This is a genomic window from Paenibacillus xylanilyticus (assembly GCF_013359935.1).
GTDB classification, from domain to species: domain Bacteria; phylum Bacillota; class Bacilli; order Paenibacillales; family Paenibacillaceae; genus Paenibacillus; species Paenibacillus xylanilyticus.
This window is the reverse complement of the sequence record NZ_JABMCB010000203.1, coordinates 56,730-74,953: the sequence shown is the minus strand read 5'-3', so window position 1 is coordinate 74,953 and position 18,224 is coordinate 56,730. Positions and strand designations below refer to the sequence as shown.

Sequence of the window (18,224 nt, the reverse complement as noted above, 5' to 3'; positions counted from 1 at the left end):
GGATTATACGCCTCGATCCTCACCCAAGTAAAGAAATTAATAAAAACGAAATGGACGCAGATCTATTGAGATCAGCGTCCGTTTCGTTGTTCAATATTCCTTTATATTATTCAGCTTCGCCTACAACCGTAAAGCGTTCGTTTTTATGCTGCCCATTTTCAATTTCATCCACGAGAGCAATGGCATAGTCTGCATAGCTGATGTAACTTTTGCCTTCACTGTTCACAATGATATGATCTTTACCCGTTTGATATTTACCGGTGCGTGCACCTTCGGGATTGAAGAAACTCGCTGGGCTGAGGAATGTCCACTGAATACCTGAGGATGCTTGCAAATCCTGCAGGTTTTTCCCCTGGTTCGTTGCTGTTGGTTTGTATGCATCAGGGAATCCCGGGGAGTCCACTACACGCAAGGATCGTGTCTCATCTGTGAACAAGCTGCCCGCTCCACCTACAACGATCAGGCGAGTTTGAGGCGCATCTTTCAGGATGTTGATCAAGGCCTGTCCCACTTCCACATGCAAATGTTCTTTGCCGGCTGGTGCGCCAAATGCATTAACGATGACGTCGAAGACTTGGGCATCCTGCGAAGTAAGATCAAATACATCTTTCTCCAATACGTTTAAGCTTTTATCTTCCACTTTGGATGCGTTGCGAACAATAGCTGTTACTTCATGACCTCTGTCTGCCGCTTCTTTCAGGATCAGATTGCCTGCTTTGCCTGTTGCACCAATGATTCCAATTTTCATTATAATCTCTCCTTTGGTTATGATGTTATGGAACATTTTATATTGTAACTATATTAGTTACAACTAGTTTTGTCAACTATCCCTCCCTGTCAAAAAGCAGAACCTCCGATCGATACAATAAAAAAAGACCTTAATCAGTAAAGATTGAATTAGTTCATCGAATGTCATCAGCACATAAACAAAGCGCAGGTTCCAACGATTAATACCTACCAGAACTGCGCTTTATTTATTCTTTTTTTCTGTAGTGTTAGCAATCCTGATCCGGTACCCAGCTTCCGCTCTTGTCTGCTATTCAGATTATTAACCCGGGATTAGGGATGAAAAGTTCGAGGGCAGATGCCTTTCAAACCTTTATTTGAGTTTCAGCCCAGGTCTCACTCTGCTTGCCCGCTTCTTGTGTTCTTGTAAACTTAGTTCCAATCTTGCCCACGAAGTAACCTCCAATTTTCAATTTATGCAGCAAGTACGTGAGTAAGATGGATGCACTAATACTTATAACAAAAGTCAACGGGATATTGATCAATGGGTTTAGCCCATCAAACATTTCGCTGAAGTTCTGTACGAACATCAAGTGTAATAAATAGATACCAAATGAATACCGGCTTACTAGATCAATAATCCAAGGTATCTGTTTTATTTTTGAAGTAAAATAAAACATAACGAAAATTACACTTATCGTATAAAACAAGATGTCCACTCGTTTTGAGTTTGCTTCGGGTAACAGTTCCCCAAATCGTAAGAACAAGATGACAAGGAACGTGACTATAGGGGAGAAAATGAGCCATTTTATATTTCGATTTAGAAACTCTTTGAAAACAACATGGTTTCTTCCACAATAGTACGCTACTGAGAAATAAAATAACCAACCAGGGAACGGCACCCAGTACAAGCGGGTCCATATATATTCCGCACTAGGAATAAAATGAAGAGGGGGAACAAAGTTGAAAAAGCCGAGGTAGATTAGATTAACCATCAAACACAGAGGTATCATGAGCTTGGGTGATGTCTTTTGCAAATACTTCGTAAAAATCATATGTAAGACATAGAATTGAAATATAACAATAATGAAGTAAGCAATATAATCAGCTACAACAATGTTTCTAAGAGTTTTTACAATTAGGGCAGCGGGCGTTAGTTCTCCTGATCTGATCAAACTATAGAAGGCGTAGACTACTGCCATCGTTATGTATGGAACCAGGATGTACCTAACACGCTTCCACAAGAATTTTTTTTTATTTTTCAAAGTCTATACTTTGCATAAACTCAAGAACATGACAAAAAGACCTCTATAACGTAATTAGTCCGAGACTAACACGCTATAGAGGCCTTGATCTTAATAGTTCATTCTATGGTTAAATAACCGCGTCAAACCATGGTAGCTTTAGCAATCCTTATCCGGTACCCCAGCTTCTTCTCTCGTCCGGAAGGAAGATCCGCAGCCGCATGTCGCAACCGCATTCGGGTTATGGATGGTGAAGCCACCGGACATGCCGGATTCTTCAAAGTCAATTTCCAGACCGTTCAGATATTTCAGGTTCTCCTTCTCGACTACAACCTTCATATCGTGAATATCCATATAAATATCCTCATCGGATTCTTTATCATCAAAGCCCATGGCGTACGAAAATCCGGTGCAACCACCCGGTGCTACGCCCAGACGCAGGAACATATCAGGTGTCTCTTGCTGTGAAAGCATCTCTTTCAATCGCTCGGCAGCTGTTTCGCTGATGTTAATCATGCCAGGTCACTCTCCTTTTCGTTAACTCTTCCTTAAATTATACTCCACCCCGTCAAGAGGCTCAAGACATGTTTACCCTATTTCCGTGTTCTCCTTTCCTCCTTTTTCTTCCCAGTGTATTGAACCCCCGGGACACGAGGTTTATAATGAATAGGTGATCGCTCTGAAATGTCGATATTTTGTCATGACTTATTCAGATGTTGCTCATATATGGAGTTGTAATTTTTTTCACATTTCGAGACTGCAGCGCAGTCCCCAATGCATATAGAGTCATATGACTCACTTTTAGATTTTACATCCATGATGCGAAAACTTTAAAAAAAAATTCAGCTTTACACATGCAGCATACGCTGCACCGGGTAATTAAGAGTTAGTTCCTTATAAGGAGGCGGCAGATGACCGCATCTTTTTTATGTAGTTCTGTAAGCAAGTCCTACATTCAACTCTGGTCCGGTTAAGAACAGGAGGAAACAAAATGTCTACATTGGTAACACCGTTCACAGACAAAAGAATGGCCGAAATCGTTGAGAAAGTGCAGAACGGCGTAAGGCTGAGCGTAGAAGATGGCGTCTATCTGTATCAAACAGATGATCTGCTGACTCTGGGCCAGCTGGCCAATGAGGCCAACCTGCGCAAGAACGGCAAGAAAGTGTATTTTATCGAAAACATGAGCCTGTATTTTACGAACGTATGTGAAGCACACTGTGCTTTTTGTAATTTCCGCAAAGACCAGGGTGAAGAAGGCTCCTACACGTTATCCGGAGAAGAAATGATCGACTATGTGGAACAGCATATTCATCCAGGCGTGCGCGAGTTCCATATTGTCGGCGGACATAACAATCATGTTCCTTTTCAATATTATGTCGATTCCCTGCGTGCTTTAAACGAAAAATATCCGGATGTTACGCTGAAAGCCTACACGGCTGCAGAAATTGATTTCTTCACCCGGATCAGCGGTCTGAGCATTAAGGAAGTGCTGCAGGAGCTGCAAAAAGCAGGCCTGAAATCACTGACTGGTGGCGGCGCCGAGATTTTGTCGGACGAATACCGCAAAAAAATGCGTGTCGACAAAGCAAACGTGGATCGCTATCTTGAGGTACACCGTACCGCTCATCTTCTGGGTATGCGTACACATACAACAATGCTGTATGGATCAATCGAATCGTATGAGGATCGTGTTAATCACATGGTGCAAATTCGTGAGCTTCAGGATGAAACCAACGGTTTCATGGTATTTATCCCGCTCTCCATGCAGCCTAAGAGCAAAAATGCCAGCATTATGCGCCGCAACTCGGCATACGAGGATCTTAAAACCATTGCGATTAGCCGCCTCATGCTGGATAATATCGACCACATTAAAGCATACTTCATCAATATCGGTCCACAGCTGACCCAAGTTGCTCTTGGATTCGGCGCTTCGGATGCCCATGGCACCATCGTTCGCGAACGGATTAGTCATGCCGCAGGTGCATTAACGCCTGAAGGCCTCACTCGCAAAGAGCTCATTTGGCTCATTAAGGGCGCTGGACGCATTCCAGTGGAACGCGATACCTTCTACAACGAAATTCAAGTATACGAATAAACCTGCTGCATCGCCTCGATCGCTTCTTTCATTCCACAAGGAGAGCCGCTATTCGAATCGATGCACCATATTTGTATAATACCTCTAATTTTAAAGTCCTGAATTTTCGATATAATAATTAAAATAAATCATAAGGAGCAGCTATGTGAAAACATAGCTGCTCCGCAGGTTACAGCCCCGCTCACACGGGACTGATGCAGAAAGGAAGCCGAGTCATGAAAAATTTCGTCATTCTCGGAGGCGGCTATGGTGGCCTCACAATTATCAAAGAACTTCTGGAAGGCAAAATTCCGTCAGATACACAAATCGTGTTGGTGGATCGCAGCCCCTTTCAGGGATTGAAGACTGAATATTACGCACTCGCAGCAGGGACCGTATCCGACTATGATCTGCGCATCCAATTTCCAGTACATGAAAAAGTCACTCACCGTTACGGTGAAGTCACTTCAATTGACCTGGACCAGCGTCAGATTGAAATTGAAGGCCAGGATCCTCTGGAATATGACAAGCTCGTTATTGGACTTGGCTGTACAGACCGGTTCCACAATACACCTGGAGCGGAAGAATACAGCTGTACGATCCAGAGTTTTAGCAAAACACGGGAAACCTATCTCCGTCTGAACGAAGTGAAAGCTTACGGAAACGTGCATATTGTTGGCGGTGGATTGAGCGGTGTCGAAATGGCAGCCGAACTGAGAGAGAGCAGACCAGATCTGAACATCAGTATCCTGGACCGTGGCGAGCGTGTATTATCTGCATTCCCACAGCGTTTGTCCGCTTACGTGCATGAGTGGTTCAATGAACATCAGGTAGAGACACGTGGACATGTCGCCATTTCCCGCCTTGAGGATCGTGCCATTTTCAACCGGGATGAAGAGATCTTAACTGATGCAGTCGTATGGACTGCCGGTATTCAGCCTGTAAAAGTAGTACAAGATCTGGATGTGACCAAAGACCCGCAGGGCCGGGTTGTACTGAACGAGTATTATCAAATTCCCGAATATACGGATGTTTATGTAGTAGGTGACTGTGCGAGTGTACCTTATGCACCAAGCGGTCAGGCTGCAGAAGTACAGGGTGAACAGATCGCTCATATTCAGCATGCCCTTTGGAAAGGCGAAAAGCCCAATCCGCAGCCACTCAAGCTTCGTGGCACGCTCGGCGCACTCGGCAAGAAGGCTGGATTTGGGCTGATGGGCAAAACGTCCATGATGGGACGTGTGCCTCGTATTCTGAAAAGCGGCGTGCTCTGGATGTCGAAGCGCCATCTCGGTTAGTCGAGATCCAACTCGTTCCAGGCATCGGCTTCGGCAATTTTGGCCAGGATTGCGTTATATAAATCCTCCACTTTGTCTGTGATGACAACTTCACCATTAACTAGTGCAAAAGGAGTCATGTAACATTGGCCGCAGTTGCTGAGGCAGCCGTATTCAATCACATCATAGTCCGGATTCTCTTCGAGTTGATCCATGACTTCATCTGTACCAAAATGCATATTGTTGGCACAAAATTCAATAATCGGTCTCATGTAGGTTCACCTGCTTTGTTTGACCATTTTAATTTACGGCCAATTGTAATATAATATATAGAGGAAAGGAGTTGAAAAATATGAGCGAAAACGCACAAAGCACCATGTATGATGAGGTATCTGACGTGCTTGACAAACTTCGTCCGTTCCTGCAACGCGATGGCGGTGACGTGGAACTGGTCGACGTGGAGGACGGCATCGTTAAGCTGAAACTGGTCGGTGCCTGCGGCAGCTGCCCAAGCTCCACCATTACCTTAAAAGCCGGGATTGAACGCGCCCTTCTTGAAGAAGTTGACGGTGTCGAAGAAGTCGTACAAGTATTCTAATCAATCCTTCACGAAATAAACCTCAAGAGCCTTTCGCTTCACATGAAGCGGAGGGCTCTTTTTTGTGCATATCCCGTCTATTGTCCCTCTTCACGCTGAATGGTAGGACGAATGGGATCGAGCCCGCCCGATACATCCATGATGTTGCCTGTTATAAAATCCGAATGATCCAGACACAAATACGTAATCACCCGTGCAATATCTTCACCGCTGCCGGGACGCCCCCGCGGCGTTTCCTGATCGGTTATGCCTGCCATTTCATCAATGGTTTTTTCCTTGTTGGCACCCCGGATATCACCCGGACAAACCATATTTACGGTTATGCCGTAAGGTGCCTCCTCAACAGCGAGTGTCTTCGTAAAAGAAACCAGTCCTACCTTCGCAGCAGCATACACTGCACGATGAGGCCAGGAACGTGCTTCTCCCGCGTGACTGAAGCCAAAATGAATAATCCGGCCCCATTTTTTGCGTCTCATCTCTGGCAGCACACGATGATCCAGGAGCATGGGTCCCAGCAGGTTGCCTTGCACCAGCATCTGAACCTCTGCCTCGGTATACTCTGCAAACAACCGCCGTTCACGAACAAAGGGACCCGCATTGTTCACCAGAATATCGATACTCCCCAGCTCAGTTTCAACGTGTTCTACCAGCATGGCGATGTCTTCTGTTTTGGAAATGTCAGCTTGAACGGCAATACAGCGCACTCCTTTGGCTGTGATCTGAGCCTGAAGCGATTCGGCTTCGATCTGGCTATGCACGTAATTCAAGGCAATGTGGCATCCCTGATCTGCCAGACTAAGGGCTGTCATTTTCCCAAGGCCTTTGGCACTTCCCGTTATGAGGGCAATCTTTCCCTTCACGTCCATCCCCCTCTTCAAAGAGCAGTCACTCATCCAGTATAAAATATTTATCCGCCCCTCACAACTTGCATGCCCCTTTAGGGAATAAAACCCTTTTTATCCAAAAATATCTTGCTGTTATTTACACTCTTATGTTACTGTCATTTAGTCCTTACATCGTTTAGGTTTGATCAAACTACATCCCCCTCGAAAGGATCTCGAAATGAAAAATCAAAACCGAGGCTTTGTTTTCTTACTCGCACTGTTGCTACTTATTGCATTATCGCATGTGTTCTCCACTTCGACGCTTGCAGCAAGTGAAACCACCAAATCGCCTTATGAATATGACTGGGTTGACGGTCCAGCATCGGTGTCCCTGGATAACAAGGCATCTCTTCAATTGTCCGAAAATCATTCCTATTTGGATAAGGCCAATACCCAACGTTCTATGCTAAATATGGGTTCTAAACCTAATGGGAACGAGATCGGAAGTCTTTACAGCACCAGTCAATCGGGCTCATGGTATGTGGTGTTCGAGTACGTGAAAACAGGTCATATTAATGATAGTGATCCAAATCTGGATGCCGAAGAACTGTTAAGCAGTTATATCCGAGGCACAGAAGAAGAAAATAGGGAACTAGCTTCTGAAGATAAAACGTATATTACGGGGTGGGAAATCGAACCGACGTATGACCGTACCAAGCATCAATTGGTTTACTCTCTTGGTTTCAAAGATGCCTCTGAGAAGGCTATGGTCAATTACAATGTAAAGATGCTGACACGTGAAGGATACATCGCCGCCATTCTCGTGACAGAGAAACCTGACTTTGAACAGAATCGTCGGGCATTTGAAGACACGGTCCTTAACCAACTTAATGTAAATGCCGGTCACACCTATGAGGATTATGATGCCTCCACTGACAAAACATCCACTGTGGGGCTTAAAAGCATACTAGTAGGCGGTATCGGTTACACGGCTGGGCAGAAATTTAGCATATTGCTTTTGTTCAAAAAAGGATGGTACGTCATTGTCCCTTTGCTTGTTGGCATATTCTTATGGCTTAAATACAGACGGAAAAAATCAGGACTGGAGGATGACATGTTGTCTCCCAATGAAAAAGCCTTTCTGCAAGAAGCAGATGAGCAGCAATACGCCGACCAGAATGAATTATCCTACTATCGTAAATCGGAGAAAACATCCGATACATACAAAAATAACAATTGAACGTACAGAAGAAAGCCTCTGGACATTCTGGGAGCAACAAAAAAACCGAGCAATTCTCAGAGAGAGATGCTCGGTTTTTCTCGTATACTATTCAAATACGTTTTAAGCAAGTTTTATGCGACTTAGAACGCAGGTTCAACTGCACCTTGGTAACGTTCCTTGATGAACGTTTTAACCGCTTCGGAATTCAGGGCTGCCGCCAGCTTCTTGATCGCATCTGCATCCTTGTTGTCTTCACGGGCAACGAGAATGTTGGCATATGGATTACCTTGCAGATCTTCAATAAGCAAAGAATCTTTTTCCGGGTTCAAATTGGCTTCAAGCGCGTAGTTAGCGTTGATGAATACCAGATCGGCTTCATCCAGTTGACGTGGCATCATGGCTGCATCCAACTCGATAATCTCCAGGTTTTTCGGATTGGCTGTAATATCCTGAATCGTGGATGCGATGTTAGTGTTATCTTTCAGGGTAATGATCCCTTCCTTTGCGAGCAGCAGCAATGCACGTCCACCGTTGGATGGGTCATTGGGAATCGCTACTTTGGCGCCGTCTTGCAGCTCATCCAAAGACTTAATCTTTTTGGAGTAACCAGCAAAAGGTTCAACATGGACAGCTGCTACACTAACGAGGTTAAAACCACGTTCTTTATTTTCTGTGTCCAGGTAAGGTTGATGTTGGAAAAAGTTTGCATCCAATTGTTTGTCTGCCAACTGTTGGTTCGGCTGAACATAGTCATTGAACGTTACAATCTGCAAACGAATGCCTTGAGCTTCCAGCTCAGGTTTGATACTTTCCAGAATTTCAGCGTGCGGTGTTGGTGAAGCTCCGACTTTCAATTCCACGGTACGCGGTGCACCTGCTTCATTATCTGCCCCACTGTCTGAATCCTTGTTGTTTCCGCATGCAGCAAGTACCGCAATCAGCATCAGGCTGAGCAGTGCAAAAGACCATTTTTTCATGTGTAAAACCCCTTCTCCAATAAATTTGTTGCATCTTTGCATTCGTCCAGCATGGATTGGATGCAAAATGCTATATATGTGTTATTTCCGGGTGAACAATTTAACGAGTCGATCGCCAAACATTTGCAGAACTTGCACCAGAATGACCATGAATACGACTGAAATAATCATAATTTCATATTGGTAACGGAAGTAGCCATAGTTAATGGCAAGTGTACCGAGTCCACCACCGCCGACCATGCCGGCCATCGCCGTATAAGATACTAACGTTACAATCGTAATTGTAATCCCTGCAAGCAGACCAGGCAGCGCCTCAGGCAGCAGTACGCGCCTTACAATCTGTCCAGTTGATGCCCCCATCGCCTGAGCGGCCTCAATGACTCCACGATCCACTTCACGAAGTGTAGTCTCAACCAACCTTGCGAAGTAAGGAGCAGCTGCAATAACAAGTGGCGGGATGACTCCAAGTACACCTGTGGCTGTACCGACCAGTGAACGTGTAAACGGAATAAGGGCAACGATCAAAATAATGAACGGTACCGACCGCAGAATGTTAACAACGATGGATAACACGGTATAGAAAATACGTGACTGAACGGAAGCCGATCTCGCTGTCATAAATAGCAGGACACCCAGTGGCAATCCTATAATGATGGTAAACAAACCGGACGCTCCCAAAATTTGCAATGTTTCAATGGAGGCCTTGCCGATCTCTCCCCAGCGTACAGATGAAAAATCCATGTTAACGAAGCACCTCCACATCAAGCCCTTGCTCATTCAATTCATGCACTGTTCGACCAATCGCTTCCGCATCGCCTTCAAAACGAACGGTTAACTGTCCATACGGAATCTGTTTAATTCTCGAGATCGTTCCTTGCAGAATGGCGAAGTCCACTCCGGTCTGACGAACGGTTCTGGACAGAATGGCTTCATATGTTTTATCGCCCAAAAATGAGATTTTGACCAGCTGTGAGCGTCCGTCCTGCTGAGCCGTTCCACCGGCATGTGCCAGGGCAGCCTCTTCCAATAAAAGCTCTGACTCGTGGTCACGCTGCATGAAGTCACGCGTAATGGCATGCTGCGGCTTAAGGAAGACATCCGTTACAGGGCCTTGTTCCACGATTCCTCCCTGATGAATGACAGCAACTTGATCACAGATGCTCTGAATGACATGCATTTCATGGGTGATCAGAACAATGGTCAGATTGTATTTCTTGTTAATATCCATCAGCAGCTTCAAAATCGAAGCCGTGGTCTGGGGATCAAGCGCCGACGTCGCTTCGTCACAGAGCAGAACTGCCGGATCACTGGCAAGTGCGCGGGCGATGCCTACTCTCTGTTTCTGTCCCCCTGACAGCTGCGCAGGATATTTGCTGCTATGATGCTCCAGGCCAACGAGAGCGAGCAGCTCCTTCACTTTGCGGTCAATCTCAGCCTTAGGCGTATTAACCAACTTCAATGGGAAAGCAACATTGTCATATACCGTAGCTGAAGATAACAGATTAAAGTGCTGAAATATCATGCCAATCTTGCGTCGCTGCTGCTGCAGCTCCGTTTTGCTGAGAGCTGTAAGGTTCACACCATCCACCCATACCTCACCAGCTGTTGGTCTTTCAAGCAGATTGATACATCGAATCAATGTACTTTTCCCTGCACCGGAGTGTCCGATAACTCCAAATATTTCACCCTTGCCGACGTTCAGATCCAAATCGGCTAGTGCTGTCGTTTGTTTTGTACCTCTGCCGTACGTCTTGGTTAATCCCTTTAATTCAATCAATATGACTTCTCCTTCCCACCGCCTACATGTATCTTTACCCGAATGAAAGGAAAACTCCCCTCTGGCGTATAAAAAAGAGCCCTTTTGCAGAAACAAAAAGGGCTCTTCACATGAAAGAATGTACCTTCTCATCTGCCAAAATCGTGCTTTGCACCATTTTGTAGGAATTAGCACCTAACATCTATAAAGTATGACTGGCTTGTCATGTCATTATAAATCGGTTGCCGGGCTTCATCGGGCCTGTCCCTCCGCCGCTCTCGATAAGAAATATGAAATTTATAAGTTCAGTGGTAAAATTTTAAATAGCTACACATATTAATTCCATGTAACGTTTAATTTAGAAACTCAGTATAATCCAAGTATTCCGCTTTGTCAAAGGTAAATATTACACCTGATTTACTTTGCAAGTTCGGACACTCCTTGCTTGTGCCACATCTTGTTGATGTAACCATAAGCCTCCTTTAGCGTTTCGCAAACCATATCAACGCCCTGGCGCAATTCATCCAGATGCTGATCCAGATCCTCCAGCTTTACTTTGCCCTGCAATGTCTGGTGAAGCTGCCAAAGGTCATCCTGCATCTCGGAGTTCATGTAGTGAATCTCCATGTTCCGTCGTTTGCGAAGCTTGCTCATTGGCTCCCGGTAGGCATCCTTGATATTGATCAATCGAACAGCAAGGTCTCCATGCATTTTGGCATAACCAAACTGTCTTAAGACGGTAAAATAGGAGAAATGGGACTTCACTTTGGACGTGTTTAACTGAAATAATTCATTCAATACCGTGCCTGTCTTATCCAGAATCGCAAAACACCGGATAAACCCATCCTTATAAAAATATACATAACGAGCGTATTCCGCCTTTTCCTCAATGGTCATATCATCGGTGGAACCCGCCTTCACCTTTTTCCGAAAGTGGGATGCAGCAAAATAGCTCTGCTCCAGCTCATCCAGTGAGGAGATCAAGCCCTGTGTCCAGACATACAGTTTTCGATAATCGTGAGTCGGATCCTGATTCAGGTCCAACTGTCGTTGTAGAAGTTCAAGCGTCTCCACCATCGACTCGATGGCTTCCTCCAATACGCCTTCATTCTGACGCGGCAATTCACCCAGCAACGTTCGCAGCATATACAGCCTCCTCTTTCCACTCTGCTGATCAATAAGATGATTAATAATATTAAACCTAATCGGAATCAGAGTAAACGTGTGACCGCTGCTTGTATTAGGGTGCCCTGCCCCGCCGTACATCAAACAAAGTCCACCTGTCCAATGATGTACATCACTGGATGGTGGACTTTGCAGTTTTTAGGTTTTGAACCAATGATCCAATAACTTTAGAAGCGATCAGCTGGCCGGTGTAGCTTGTACACCAAGAAACTCATATAGGTTAATATACCGAACAATACGGCAATATCGAGCATGTGAGCCAAAGCTACAAACATATACACTTCTGGACGGCTTATGGTAAGCATCATGCCAAACCCAATCAGGACTTGAAGCAGAATGAGCACAACCGACAAAACGCCCAAGGCCCGAAGTTCCTTGTTATCCGGATGTTTACGATACGCATAATGACCCAGGATCGCAATCACAACAACAAGGGAAGCTGCTGCTACACGGTGAGCAAATGCTACAGCTACACCACCGGACAGCTCAGGTACAATCTGGCCGTTACAGAGCGGGAAGCCTGAACAGCCTCCAGCTGAGTCGGTATGACTTACAAATGCCCCTGTGTATACCACAAGATACGTATAGATGGTTGAAAACCATACCAGGTTGCGGAAGTTTTTGCTGACCCGAGGGTACTTGTTCAACCTTTCGAGGCCGCCATGACGTACCTCCTGCCTAATGCCAAGAGCCATCATCAGGGAACTGGCAAATGCGATCAGGGCAAATCCGAAGTGCAGCGCCATAACCGCTGAGGATTGGGAAAAGACGACGGCAAAGGCCCCCATGATTCCCTGGATAATAACAAAAATCAGTGTTAATAATGAAAACAATTGCAGATCACGACGTGATTTGCCATATCGGAGGAATGCAACAAATGAGGCAATGGAGAGTAATCCTGCCATTGCGCTAACCGCACGATGTGAATATTCAATCAGTGAGGCTACAGTATGTGCAGGAACGAGTTTACCATTACACATAGGCCACTCCGTGCCACAACCGAGTCCGGATTCTGTTTTGGTAACGACCCCACCGCCGAATGTAGCCAAAAACATGACAAGACAAGTTAATACGGTTAACCATTTAAACAAGGTTAAGTGCTTCAATTTTTTCTCACCCGCTGTTGGTTTAAGATGGCGAAGAACGATCTCTCCGCTTGTTTCGATACTTTGACACTTATTTCACAACTAAATTCATTATACCGGATAAAAGTGTCATTGACGCCTCGCTTTGTGACAAAATGTTAACGTCTGTCGACAGACTGACCAACAGGTCACCACTTCCTTATGTACCTTGCTATTGTCCCCCGAAAATGCTTAAAATACAAACGCCATTTCCCTTTTTTCAAGAGAAACGGCGCTTATTATGCTCATTTATGGATTGTGTTGTACACTTCAACCGCGCGCTGCAGGAATTGCTCAATCTCTTCTCTCGACTTGCGCAGTTTGTTCACATACCGAACGAGTTCCCGGCCATCCGTATAGGCAACAAAGCTCGGAATACCCAGAATATTCTGTTCCTCACTAACGGTCCCCACTTGATCCACATCAACCTCAACCAGAGTTAAATCACGAGCAAATTTTTCCTCAACCTCAGGCATAAACGGATCAATGTACTTGCAGTCCCCGCACCAATCAGCCTTAAATACCGCTACGGTAAGCCGAGGAGATTGAATGGCCACATCAAACGCACTTTTGGATGTAATCTGTTCCATGACAGCATCTTCCTTTCTGTACCTTGTCTTATCCTTAGTGAAGCAAATTGCCGAGTGGAAGTCAAATATTCAGCACATACTTAGTTTAAACCAATCATGATGAAAGGATGGCAGGCGATGACTCCCACCAAAACCGATTCTCTCTCCCGTGATTCGCTCTTTCGTATGGTTCGTTCCATTCCCGGGGCCGCCAGGGAAGTATGGCGCGGCAAACAGGCAGCATGGCAGGCGTCGGCACAGCTTCGTCATCCTTCGCGTGATCTGGCCTGGGAAGCTGAAATGGCCGAGACGCTCAAGGGCGAAGTTGAGCGCCTGTTACCCGGTACGGAGACGGCTTCTGCCCGCCATGCAAAAAGTGCTCCTTTATGTGAGGAGGACTGTATCATCCTGGAAGAGGTCAAAACTCTGACGGCGGAAAACAATCGGAGCAACATTACGCGTACGGCAGCCTATCTGGCGTGTTATGACCAATATCCCGAACTGCACTGGGCCCTGCTGGCACATATGGTTTCTCGCAATGGTGGCTATCATATGACCGATTTGCAGAGCAACCTGATGCATAACCTGCAAAACCAGACGGATCGGGAACATATGTATCGATTGCTTGAGCGCTGTAATGCACTCATTTTCCAGGACGCCTACCCACAGCTTCTGCTTTATGTAAACAGTCGGCGAATCGGGCGAAGCTGCTTCCACCTGCTCTCCCATTTTCACGTATCGGCATTCATGACACCCATCTGGGAACGATTCTGGCTGGAACGGTGCAGTTCACTGCTTAGTGTAGCGTTAATTATTAATGAGCAAAACTATATTGAGAGCCGGGTCGTACAGCATCCTTATTTTCAAAAGGAAGTGCTATCCAAACCTGCATTCCATCTGCACAATCTCGCCGGGCTTAATCATATTGTATTTCCTCTAGGACGCGGGAAAGGGCTGGCCGGTCGGGTTATTGAACATTTCGGCAAGTTGGATGAGCGCATCATGTTTGGCAAAGGCCTGTATGCGATGCTGTTTGGCATCGAACAGGTATTCACACAGGTGCTGGAATTTGCCCATTCGGTTCCCCATAGAGGATCACGTGCTGAATATTGGCCGGGTCTATTCACAACGAGCATGGAGGGCATGGTCAAAGCAGAATTCTACAGTCCGGAACTGCTGGAGCATGAATGGATGCCTGAAGGTCAACGTTTGTACAGCCCGGAACTGCTTTCCGTATGGAAAGACACGCCATATGAGCCGATTACAAGACAGGATTGGCTGCAAAATCGAGATAGTCTCGGACATCTCAGCGCACCGCGTCGCCCCTGGTTATTCGAAATGAGTCACGAGCACCGATATGGCATGCTCAAAACAGCCCTTGCCCATGATGCCAAGACATTGCTGCATTAAAATCATTGGGAACTCAATTCATTACATCAAAAAAGCCCTGCCCGCTTATGCAGCAGACAGAGCTTGTACTCATTTTATCGATACATGATCGGGCATTAACCTATGCCCGCTGACCGGTTCCACGCTGGAGACGCATAAGCGGCCGCAGTACCTTTTGCAGAATACGCGGGTAGCTGCCAAGTTCATCTCTGCGCAATACGCGAAGGATGACCAGCATCACGAGGTATACTGCTACAACAAGTACACCGACAACCAAACATGTCATGAGGAAGGACACTCGTGCTGGCAGGAACAAGCCAAAGATCCAATTACCAGCCGAGTTGGCACCAAAACCGACACCTGCAGCAAGCAGGACGGTCACGACGAACCCGATCCAGCGATCACCCATGATCGAGAAGGTTACGATTTTTCTCAGTACTCTCAAATTCAGATACGTAATCACCAGGAAACATAACGCTGTTCCGATGATGATCCCGTAAATGCCAAACATCGGAGCCAGGATCAGACTTGCCACAAATTTGACGATAATCCCTGCAGCTACACTGATCATTGTAATCCGTGGTTTACCAACCCCAAGTAGAATGGAGTTTGTGGTCATCATCGTAATTTGGAAAATGGTACCGAAGGTCAGCAAGGTAATGATCGGTGTTCCATCCAGCGTACTGAACAGCAAACCATTCACCGAATAGGCTGCTGCACAAAGGGCAATGACGATCGGCATACCTGTCAGAATCGAAATGCGCATCGCCAGCGTAATTTGATTTTGCAGATGGGCCTCATCTTTGCGTGCAAAAGCTGCCGAAATGACGGGAACGAGCGATTGGCTTAAGGCAATGGCCAGAATGGGCGGAATCCCTGCAATACTTTGAGCCTTTGCCCCGAGAATGGCGAGCACTCCTGTTGCCTCTTCCAGCCCAATGCGGCCGCTGAGCAGCGGAACCACAAGGGATGAATCGATAAAGTTAATGGCCGGAACCGCAAGTGACGATAACACAATGGGAATGGACAGCTTAAAAATGTCACTGTAAATTCCTCGCATCGGCAGTTGTTCCGCACGGACAACGTCCAATTGGGCTGCACGGTCACTGCGGCGCAGCTTCAAGGTGAAGTACAGCATCACGGCGAAAGCGCCGATACTGCCGAGCACACCACCAAAAGAAGCACCCGCGGCAATCGTTCTGTCATCGTAATTCCATTGCAGCATGACATACGCCACGATAATGGCTGTACCTACCCGTGCAAACTGCTCGACGATCTGTGAAATACCGCCTGCTGTCATATTGCCACGTCCCTGGAAGTAACCACGCATCATGGCAATGGCCGGGAAGAGCAGCAGTGCCGGTGCAAGAGCCCGAATCGCGCTAACGGCTTCCGGTACCTTGGATACATATGTTGCATAGTAAGGTGCTGCGAACCATAATAAGGCTGACATGACAACCCCGGCCACCGCAGCAAAAATCAGGGCAGCCCGATAGATTTGCTGTGCTTCTCCCGCACGTCCCAGCGCGTAGCGTTCCGACACCATTTTGCTGAGTGTGCTGGGAATGCCCGCTGTTGCGACAGTTAACAGCATTAAGTATACCGTGTTGGAGATGGTAAACGATGCGTTACCGATATCGCCAAGGATATGCTCCAGCGGCACCCGCTGAACAAGACCAAGTACCCTGGCAATCAGTGCCGCTGCCGCCAAGATGAGCGTACCCTTAATGAATGTTTCCTTCTTAGACAAACTAATTCCCCTTCTTTCCCCCACACGGACGTGCATCCGGTTAAAGCCCATTCCGAACGTCTATGCGAATCTTGCCACCCAGATAATAAACAGAACAATCATAACGATTTGTAAAATAATTTTCATTACCGTACTGGTAAATAGGCCGACAACAGATCCGAATCCTACCTTCGTAGCCTTGGAAGGTGAAGATCCACCGATCAGTTCCCCAATAAACGCCCCGATAAATGGCCCCAGTACCAGCCCGAATGCCGGGATCACAAATGGACCAATGATCACACCGATCGTACTCAGGGTAGTGGATAGCTTGGAGCCACCGAACTTCTTGACCCCCCATGCACTGACGACATAGTCAGCCACGAACAGTACCACCACGATGAGAATCTGGAAAATCCAGAACCATACGCCGAACGGATCGAAACTGAAGAACCAGCCATAGACCAGAAACGCGAAAAAAATCGCTATAGCACCAGGCAGTATCGGATACACCGTTCCGGCCATCCCCACCGCAAACAAAAGCACAATTAAAATCCAGCCAACGGTTGCAAGCAAAGGTTATTCCCCCTTCAAAATGTGTTCACGAATGACTTCCACAATTCCATCCTCATTGTTGCTCGCCACAACCAGGTCAGCCGCTTCCTTCACCTGTTCCTGTGCATTACCCATGGCAACGCCCAGACCTACCGCTTCAATGACGGCCAGATCATTCAGGCTGTCCCCGACAGCAACAACTTCAGACATCTCTATTCCCAGCAGCTTGCAGACTTCAGCGACACCACTCGCTTTTGAAATGCCAGCCGGATTAATCTCAATATTGACAGGTGAGGAATTCGTCATTTGAAGACCTCCCAGCTGCTGCAGCTCCATCATGATCTGGTGACGAACTTCATCCACTTCGGTATTAAAACCGAATTTCAGCCACTCCAGACCTTCAATATTGTCTGTCCAACGTTCACGGTTAAACAGTTCTTCCACGGAGTAAGCCCAGTACCAGCTGTTATATTTTTCGCCAATCTCCTGCATCGTACGGATCAGAGCAGGGTCCATCAGATGGCGAATGTGCAGGTCATGCGGAGCTTTCCAGACTTCACTGCCATTCACCGTAACCATCGGCGTTTCCAGACCAAGCTGTACCGCATACGGCATCGCATGGAACACGGCTCTTCCCGTGGACAAGCACACATGTACCCCACGACGAATGGCAATCTGAATCCACTTGGCGGTTTCCTGGGTGATTTCATGATTATCGTTGAGCAATGTCCCATCCATATCCAGTGCCAGCAATTTGTATTTAAGTTCACTCATGCAGTATTCCTCCTCGGTTCTCTCTCCAAGTTTAACTCTTGGATATACATCTCTTTTTCTCTATTCAACATATTCTCACAAAAAGACCGCCCGGTATCCGCGGGAGGCGGACGCTCCGGACGTCACAGCTAACGACATTTTACCACAGATCATCCATATGCAACAAAATATCGATATAAAGGGAGTTAAGAATAAATACAC

19 protein-coding genes and 1 riboswitch are annotated in these 18,224 nt (G+C 46.4%); of the genes, 5 read left to right on the top strand and 14 right to left on the bottom strand.

From position 1 onward, the window contains the following. Positions 1-106: 106 nt before the first annotated feature. The 3 genes from HP552_RS31125 to HP552_RS31115 all read right to left on the bottom strand — a co-directional run bounded on the left by HP552_RS31125 (position 107) and on the right by HP552_RS31115 (position 2,486). Positions 107-748 (bottom strand): NAD(P)-dependent oxidoreductase, encoded by a 642-nt coding sequence (locus HP552_RS31125; RefSeq protein ID WP_175399232.1) that lies wholly within the window; start codon positions 746-748, stop codon positions 107-109. Positions 749-1,091: 343 nt separating this feature from the next. Then, a complete protein-coding gene (locus HP552_RS35875; RefSeq protein WP_376769002.1) occupies positions 1,092-1,970 on the bottom strand; it encodes an acyltransferase family protein in 879 nt (292 codons plus the stop codon). Positions 1,971-2,129: 159 nt separating this feature from the next. After that, positions 2,130-2,486: a HesB/IscA family protein gene (locus HP552_RS31115; RefSeq protein ID WP_095361260.1), complete on the bottom strand. Its 357-nt coding sequence runs from the start codon at positions 2,484-2,486 to the stop codon at positions 2,130-2,132. Between the two features lie 475 nt (positions 2,487-2,961). On the opposite strand from HP552_RS31115, the gene mqnE reads away from it, so the two are divergent. Next, positions 2,962-4,068 (top strand): aminofutalosine synthase MqnE, encoded by a 1,107-nt coding sequence (gene mqnE / locus HP552_RS31110; protein WP_175399230.1) that lies wholly within the window; start codon positions 2,962-2,964, stop codon positions 4,066-4,068. A gap of 215 nt (positions 4,069-4,283) precedes the next feature. Then, positions 4,284-5,345: an NAD(P)/FAD-dependent oxidoreductase gene (locus tag HP552_RS31105; RefSeq protein ID WP_175399229.1), complete on the top strand. Its 1,062-nt coding sequence runs from the start codon at positions 4,284-4,286 to the stop codon at positions 5,343-5,345. Here HP552_RS31105 and HP552_RS31100 read toward each other — a convergent pair. Further along, positions 5,342-5,596 (bottom strand): YuzB family protein, encoded by a 255-nt coding sequence (locus HP552_RS31100; protein WP_175399228.1) that lies wholly within the window; start codon positions 5,594-5,596, stop codon positions 5,342-5,344. The genes HP552_RS31105 and HP552_RS31100 overlap by 4 nt on opposite strands. 80 nt (positions 5,597-5,676) lie before the next feature. On the opposite strand from HP552_RS31100, the gene HP552_RS31095 reads away from it, so the two are divergent. Then, complete coding sequence (locus HP552_RS31095; RefSeq protein ID WP_062324083.1) at positions 5,677-5,922, top strand: NifU family protein; 246 nt, start codon at positions 5,677-5,679, stop codon at positions 5,920-5,922. Positions 5,923-5,999: 77 nt separating this feature from the next. On the opposite strand, the gene HP552_RS31090 is transcribed toward HP552_RS31095, so the two are convergent. After that, complete coding sequence (locus tag HP552_RS31090; protein WP_175399227.1) at positions 6,000-6,782, bottom strand: SDR family oxidoreductase; 783 nt, start codon at positions 6,780-6,782, stop codon at positions 6,000-6,002. Positions 6,783-6,984: 202 nt separating this feature from the next. Here HP552_RS31090 and HP552_RS31085 point away from each other — a divergent pair, with 202 nt between their 5' ends. Continuing rightward, positions 6,985-7,986, top strand: coding sequence for a DUF2167 domain-containing protein (locus HP552_RS31085; protein ID WP_175399226.1), 1,002 nt, complete (start codon positions 6,985-6,987; stop codon positions 7,984-7,986). Positions 7,987-8,108: 122 nt separating this feature from the next. Here HP552_RS31085 and HP552_RS31080 read toward each other — a convergent pair whose 3' ends face one another. From HP552_RS31080 to HP552_RS31055, 6 genes are all read right to left on the bottom strand, one after another. Next, positions 8,109-8,945 (bottom strand): MetQ/NlpA family ABC transporter substrate-binding protein, encoded by an 837-nt coding sequence (locus HP552_RS31080; protein WP_175399225.1) that lies wholly within the window; start codon positions 8,943-8,945, stop codon positions 8,109-8,111. 81 nt (positions 8,946-9,026) lie between these two features. Beyond that, positions 9,027-9,686: a methionine ABC transporter permease gene (locus tag HP552_RS31075; protein ID WP_175399224.1), complete on the bottom strand. Its 660-nt coding sequence runs from the start codon at positions 9,684-9,686 to the stop codon at positions 9,027-9,029. A 1-nt stretch (position 9,687) separates the two neighbouring features. After that, positions 9,688-10,722, bottom strand: coding sequence for a methionine ABC transporter ATP-binding protein (locus HP552_RS31070; RefSeq protein WP_175399223.1), 1,035 nt, complete (start codon positions 10,720-10,722; stop codon positions 9,688-9,690). Positions 10,723-10,847: 125 nt separating this feature from the next. Then, a riboswitch (SAM riboswitch) is annotated at positions 10,848-10,989 on the bottom strand. Between the two features lie 129 nt (positions 10,990-11,118). Further along, positions 11,119-11,847, bottom strand: a complete 729-nt coding sequence (locus HP552_RS31065; protein WP_175399222.1) for a Cthe_2314 family HEPN domain-containing protein — start codon at positions 11,845-11,847, stop codon at positions 11,119-11,121. A gap of 206 nt (positions 11,848-12,053) precedes the next feature. Continuing rightward, positions 12,054-12,992 carry a COX15/CtaA family protein gene (locus HP552_RS31060; RefSeq protein ID WP_175399221.1) on the bottom strand — a complete coding sequence of 313 codons (939 nt, stop codon included), beginning with the start codon at positions 12,990-12,992 and terminating at the stop codon, positions 12,054-12,056. A gap of 263 nt (positions 12,993-13,255) precedes the next feature. After that, positions 13,256-13,600 carry a thioredoxin family protein gene (locus HP552_RS31055; RefSeq protein WP_175399220.1) on the bottom strand — a complete coding sequence of 115 codons (345 nt, stop codon included), beginning with the start codon at positions 13,598-13,600 and terminating at the stop codon, positions 13,256-13,258. Between the two features lie 117 nt (positions 13,601-13,717). Here HP552_RS31055 and HP552_RS31050 point away from each other — a divergent pair, with 117 nt between their 5' ends. Beyond that, positions 13,718-14,989, top strand: a complete 1,272-nt coding sequence (locus HP552_RS31050; RefSeq protein ID WP_175399219.1) for a DUF2515 family protein — start codon at positions 13,718-13,720, stop codon at positions 14,987-14,989. A gap of 100 nt (positions 14,990-15,089) precedes the next feature. On the opposite strand, the gene HP552_RS31045 is transcribed toward HP552_RS31050, so the two are convergent. Genes HP552_RS31045 through HP552_RS31035 form a run of 3 tightly spaced genes read right to left on the bottom strand, consistent with a single transcriptional unit; the run spans position 15,090 to position 18,023 of the window. Further along, positions 15,090-16,718 (bottom strand): putative polysaccharide biosynthesis protein, encoded by a 1,629-nt coding sequence (locus HP552_RS31045; RefSeq protein WP_175399218.1) that lies wholly within the window; start codon positions 16,716-16,718, stop codon positions 15,090-15,092. Positions 16,719-16,778: 60 nt separating this feature from the next. Continuing rightward, positions 16,779-17,270, bottom strand: coding sequence for a DUF456 domain-containing protein (locus HP552_RS31040; protein ID WP_488168294.1), 492 nt, complete (start codon positions 17,268-17,270; stop codon positions 16,779-16,781). A gap of 3 nt (positions 17,271-17,273) precedes the next feature. Next, positions 17,274-18,023 (bottom strand): Cof-type HAD-IIB family hydrolase, encoded by a 750-nt coding sequence (locus HP552_RS31035; protein ID WP_175399217.1) that lies wholly within the window; start codon positions 18,021-18,023, stop codon positions 17,274-17,276. Between the last annotated feature and the right edge of the window lie 201 nt (positions 18,024-18,224).

Excerpts from the sequence above, each read along its gene's own strand:
- HP552_RS31100 (WP_175399228.1), bottom strand. The coding sequence starts at position 5,596 with ATGAGACCGATTATTGAATTTTGTGCCAACAATATGCATTTTGGTACA.
- HP552_RS31105 (WP_175399229.1), top strand. The coding sequence starts at position 4,284 with ATGAAAAATTTCGTCATTCTCGGAGGCGGCTATGGTGGCCTCACAATT.
- HP552_RS31125 (WP_175399232.1), bottom strand. The coding sequence starts at position 748 with ATGAAAATTGGAATCATTGGTGCAACAGGCAAAGCAGGCAATCTGATC.
- HP552_RS31035 (WP_175399217.1), bottom strand. The coding sequence starts at position 18,023 with ATGAGTGAACTTAAATACAAATTGCTGGCACTGGATATGGATGGGACA.
- HP552_RS31075 (WP_175399224.1), bottom strand. The coding sequence starts at position 9,686 with ATGGATTTTTCATCTGTACGCTGGGGAGAGATCGGCAAGGCCTCCATT.
- HP552_RS31065 (WP_175399222.1), bottom strand. The coding sequence starts at position 11,847 with ATGCTGCGAACGTTGCTGGGTGAATTGCCGCGTCAGAATGAAGGCGTA.
- HP552_RS31050 (WP_175399219.1), top strand. The coding sequence starts at position 13,718 with ATGACTCCCACCAAAACCGATTCTCTCTCCCGTGATTCGCTCTTTCGT.
- HP552_RS31115 (WP_095361260.1), bottom strand. The coding sequence starts at position 2,486 with ATGATTAACATCAGCGAAACAGCTGCCGAGCGATTGAAAGAGATGCTT.
- HP552_RS31080 (WP_175399225.1), bottom strand. The coding sequence starts at position 8,945 with ATGAAAAAATGGTCTTTTGCACTGCTCAGCCTGATGCTGATTGCGGTA.
- HP552_RS31095 (WP_062324083.1), top strand. The coding sequence starts at position 5,677 with ATGAGCGAAAACGCACAAAGCACCATGTATGATGAGGTATCTGACGTG.
- HP552_RS31055 (WP_175399220.1), bottom strand. The coding sequence starts at position 13,600 with ATGGAACAGATTACATCCAAAAGTGCGTTTGATGTGGCCATTCAATCT.
- mqnE (WP_175399230.1), top strand. The coding sequence starts at position 2,962 with ATGTCTACATTGGTAACACCGTTCACAGACAAAAGAATGGCCGAAATC.
- HP552_RS31085 (WP_175399226.1), top strand. The coding sequence starts at position 6,985 with ATGAAAAATCAAAACCGAGGCTTTGTTTTCTTACTCGCACTGTTGCTA.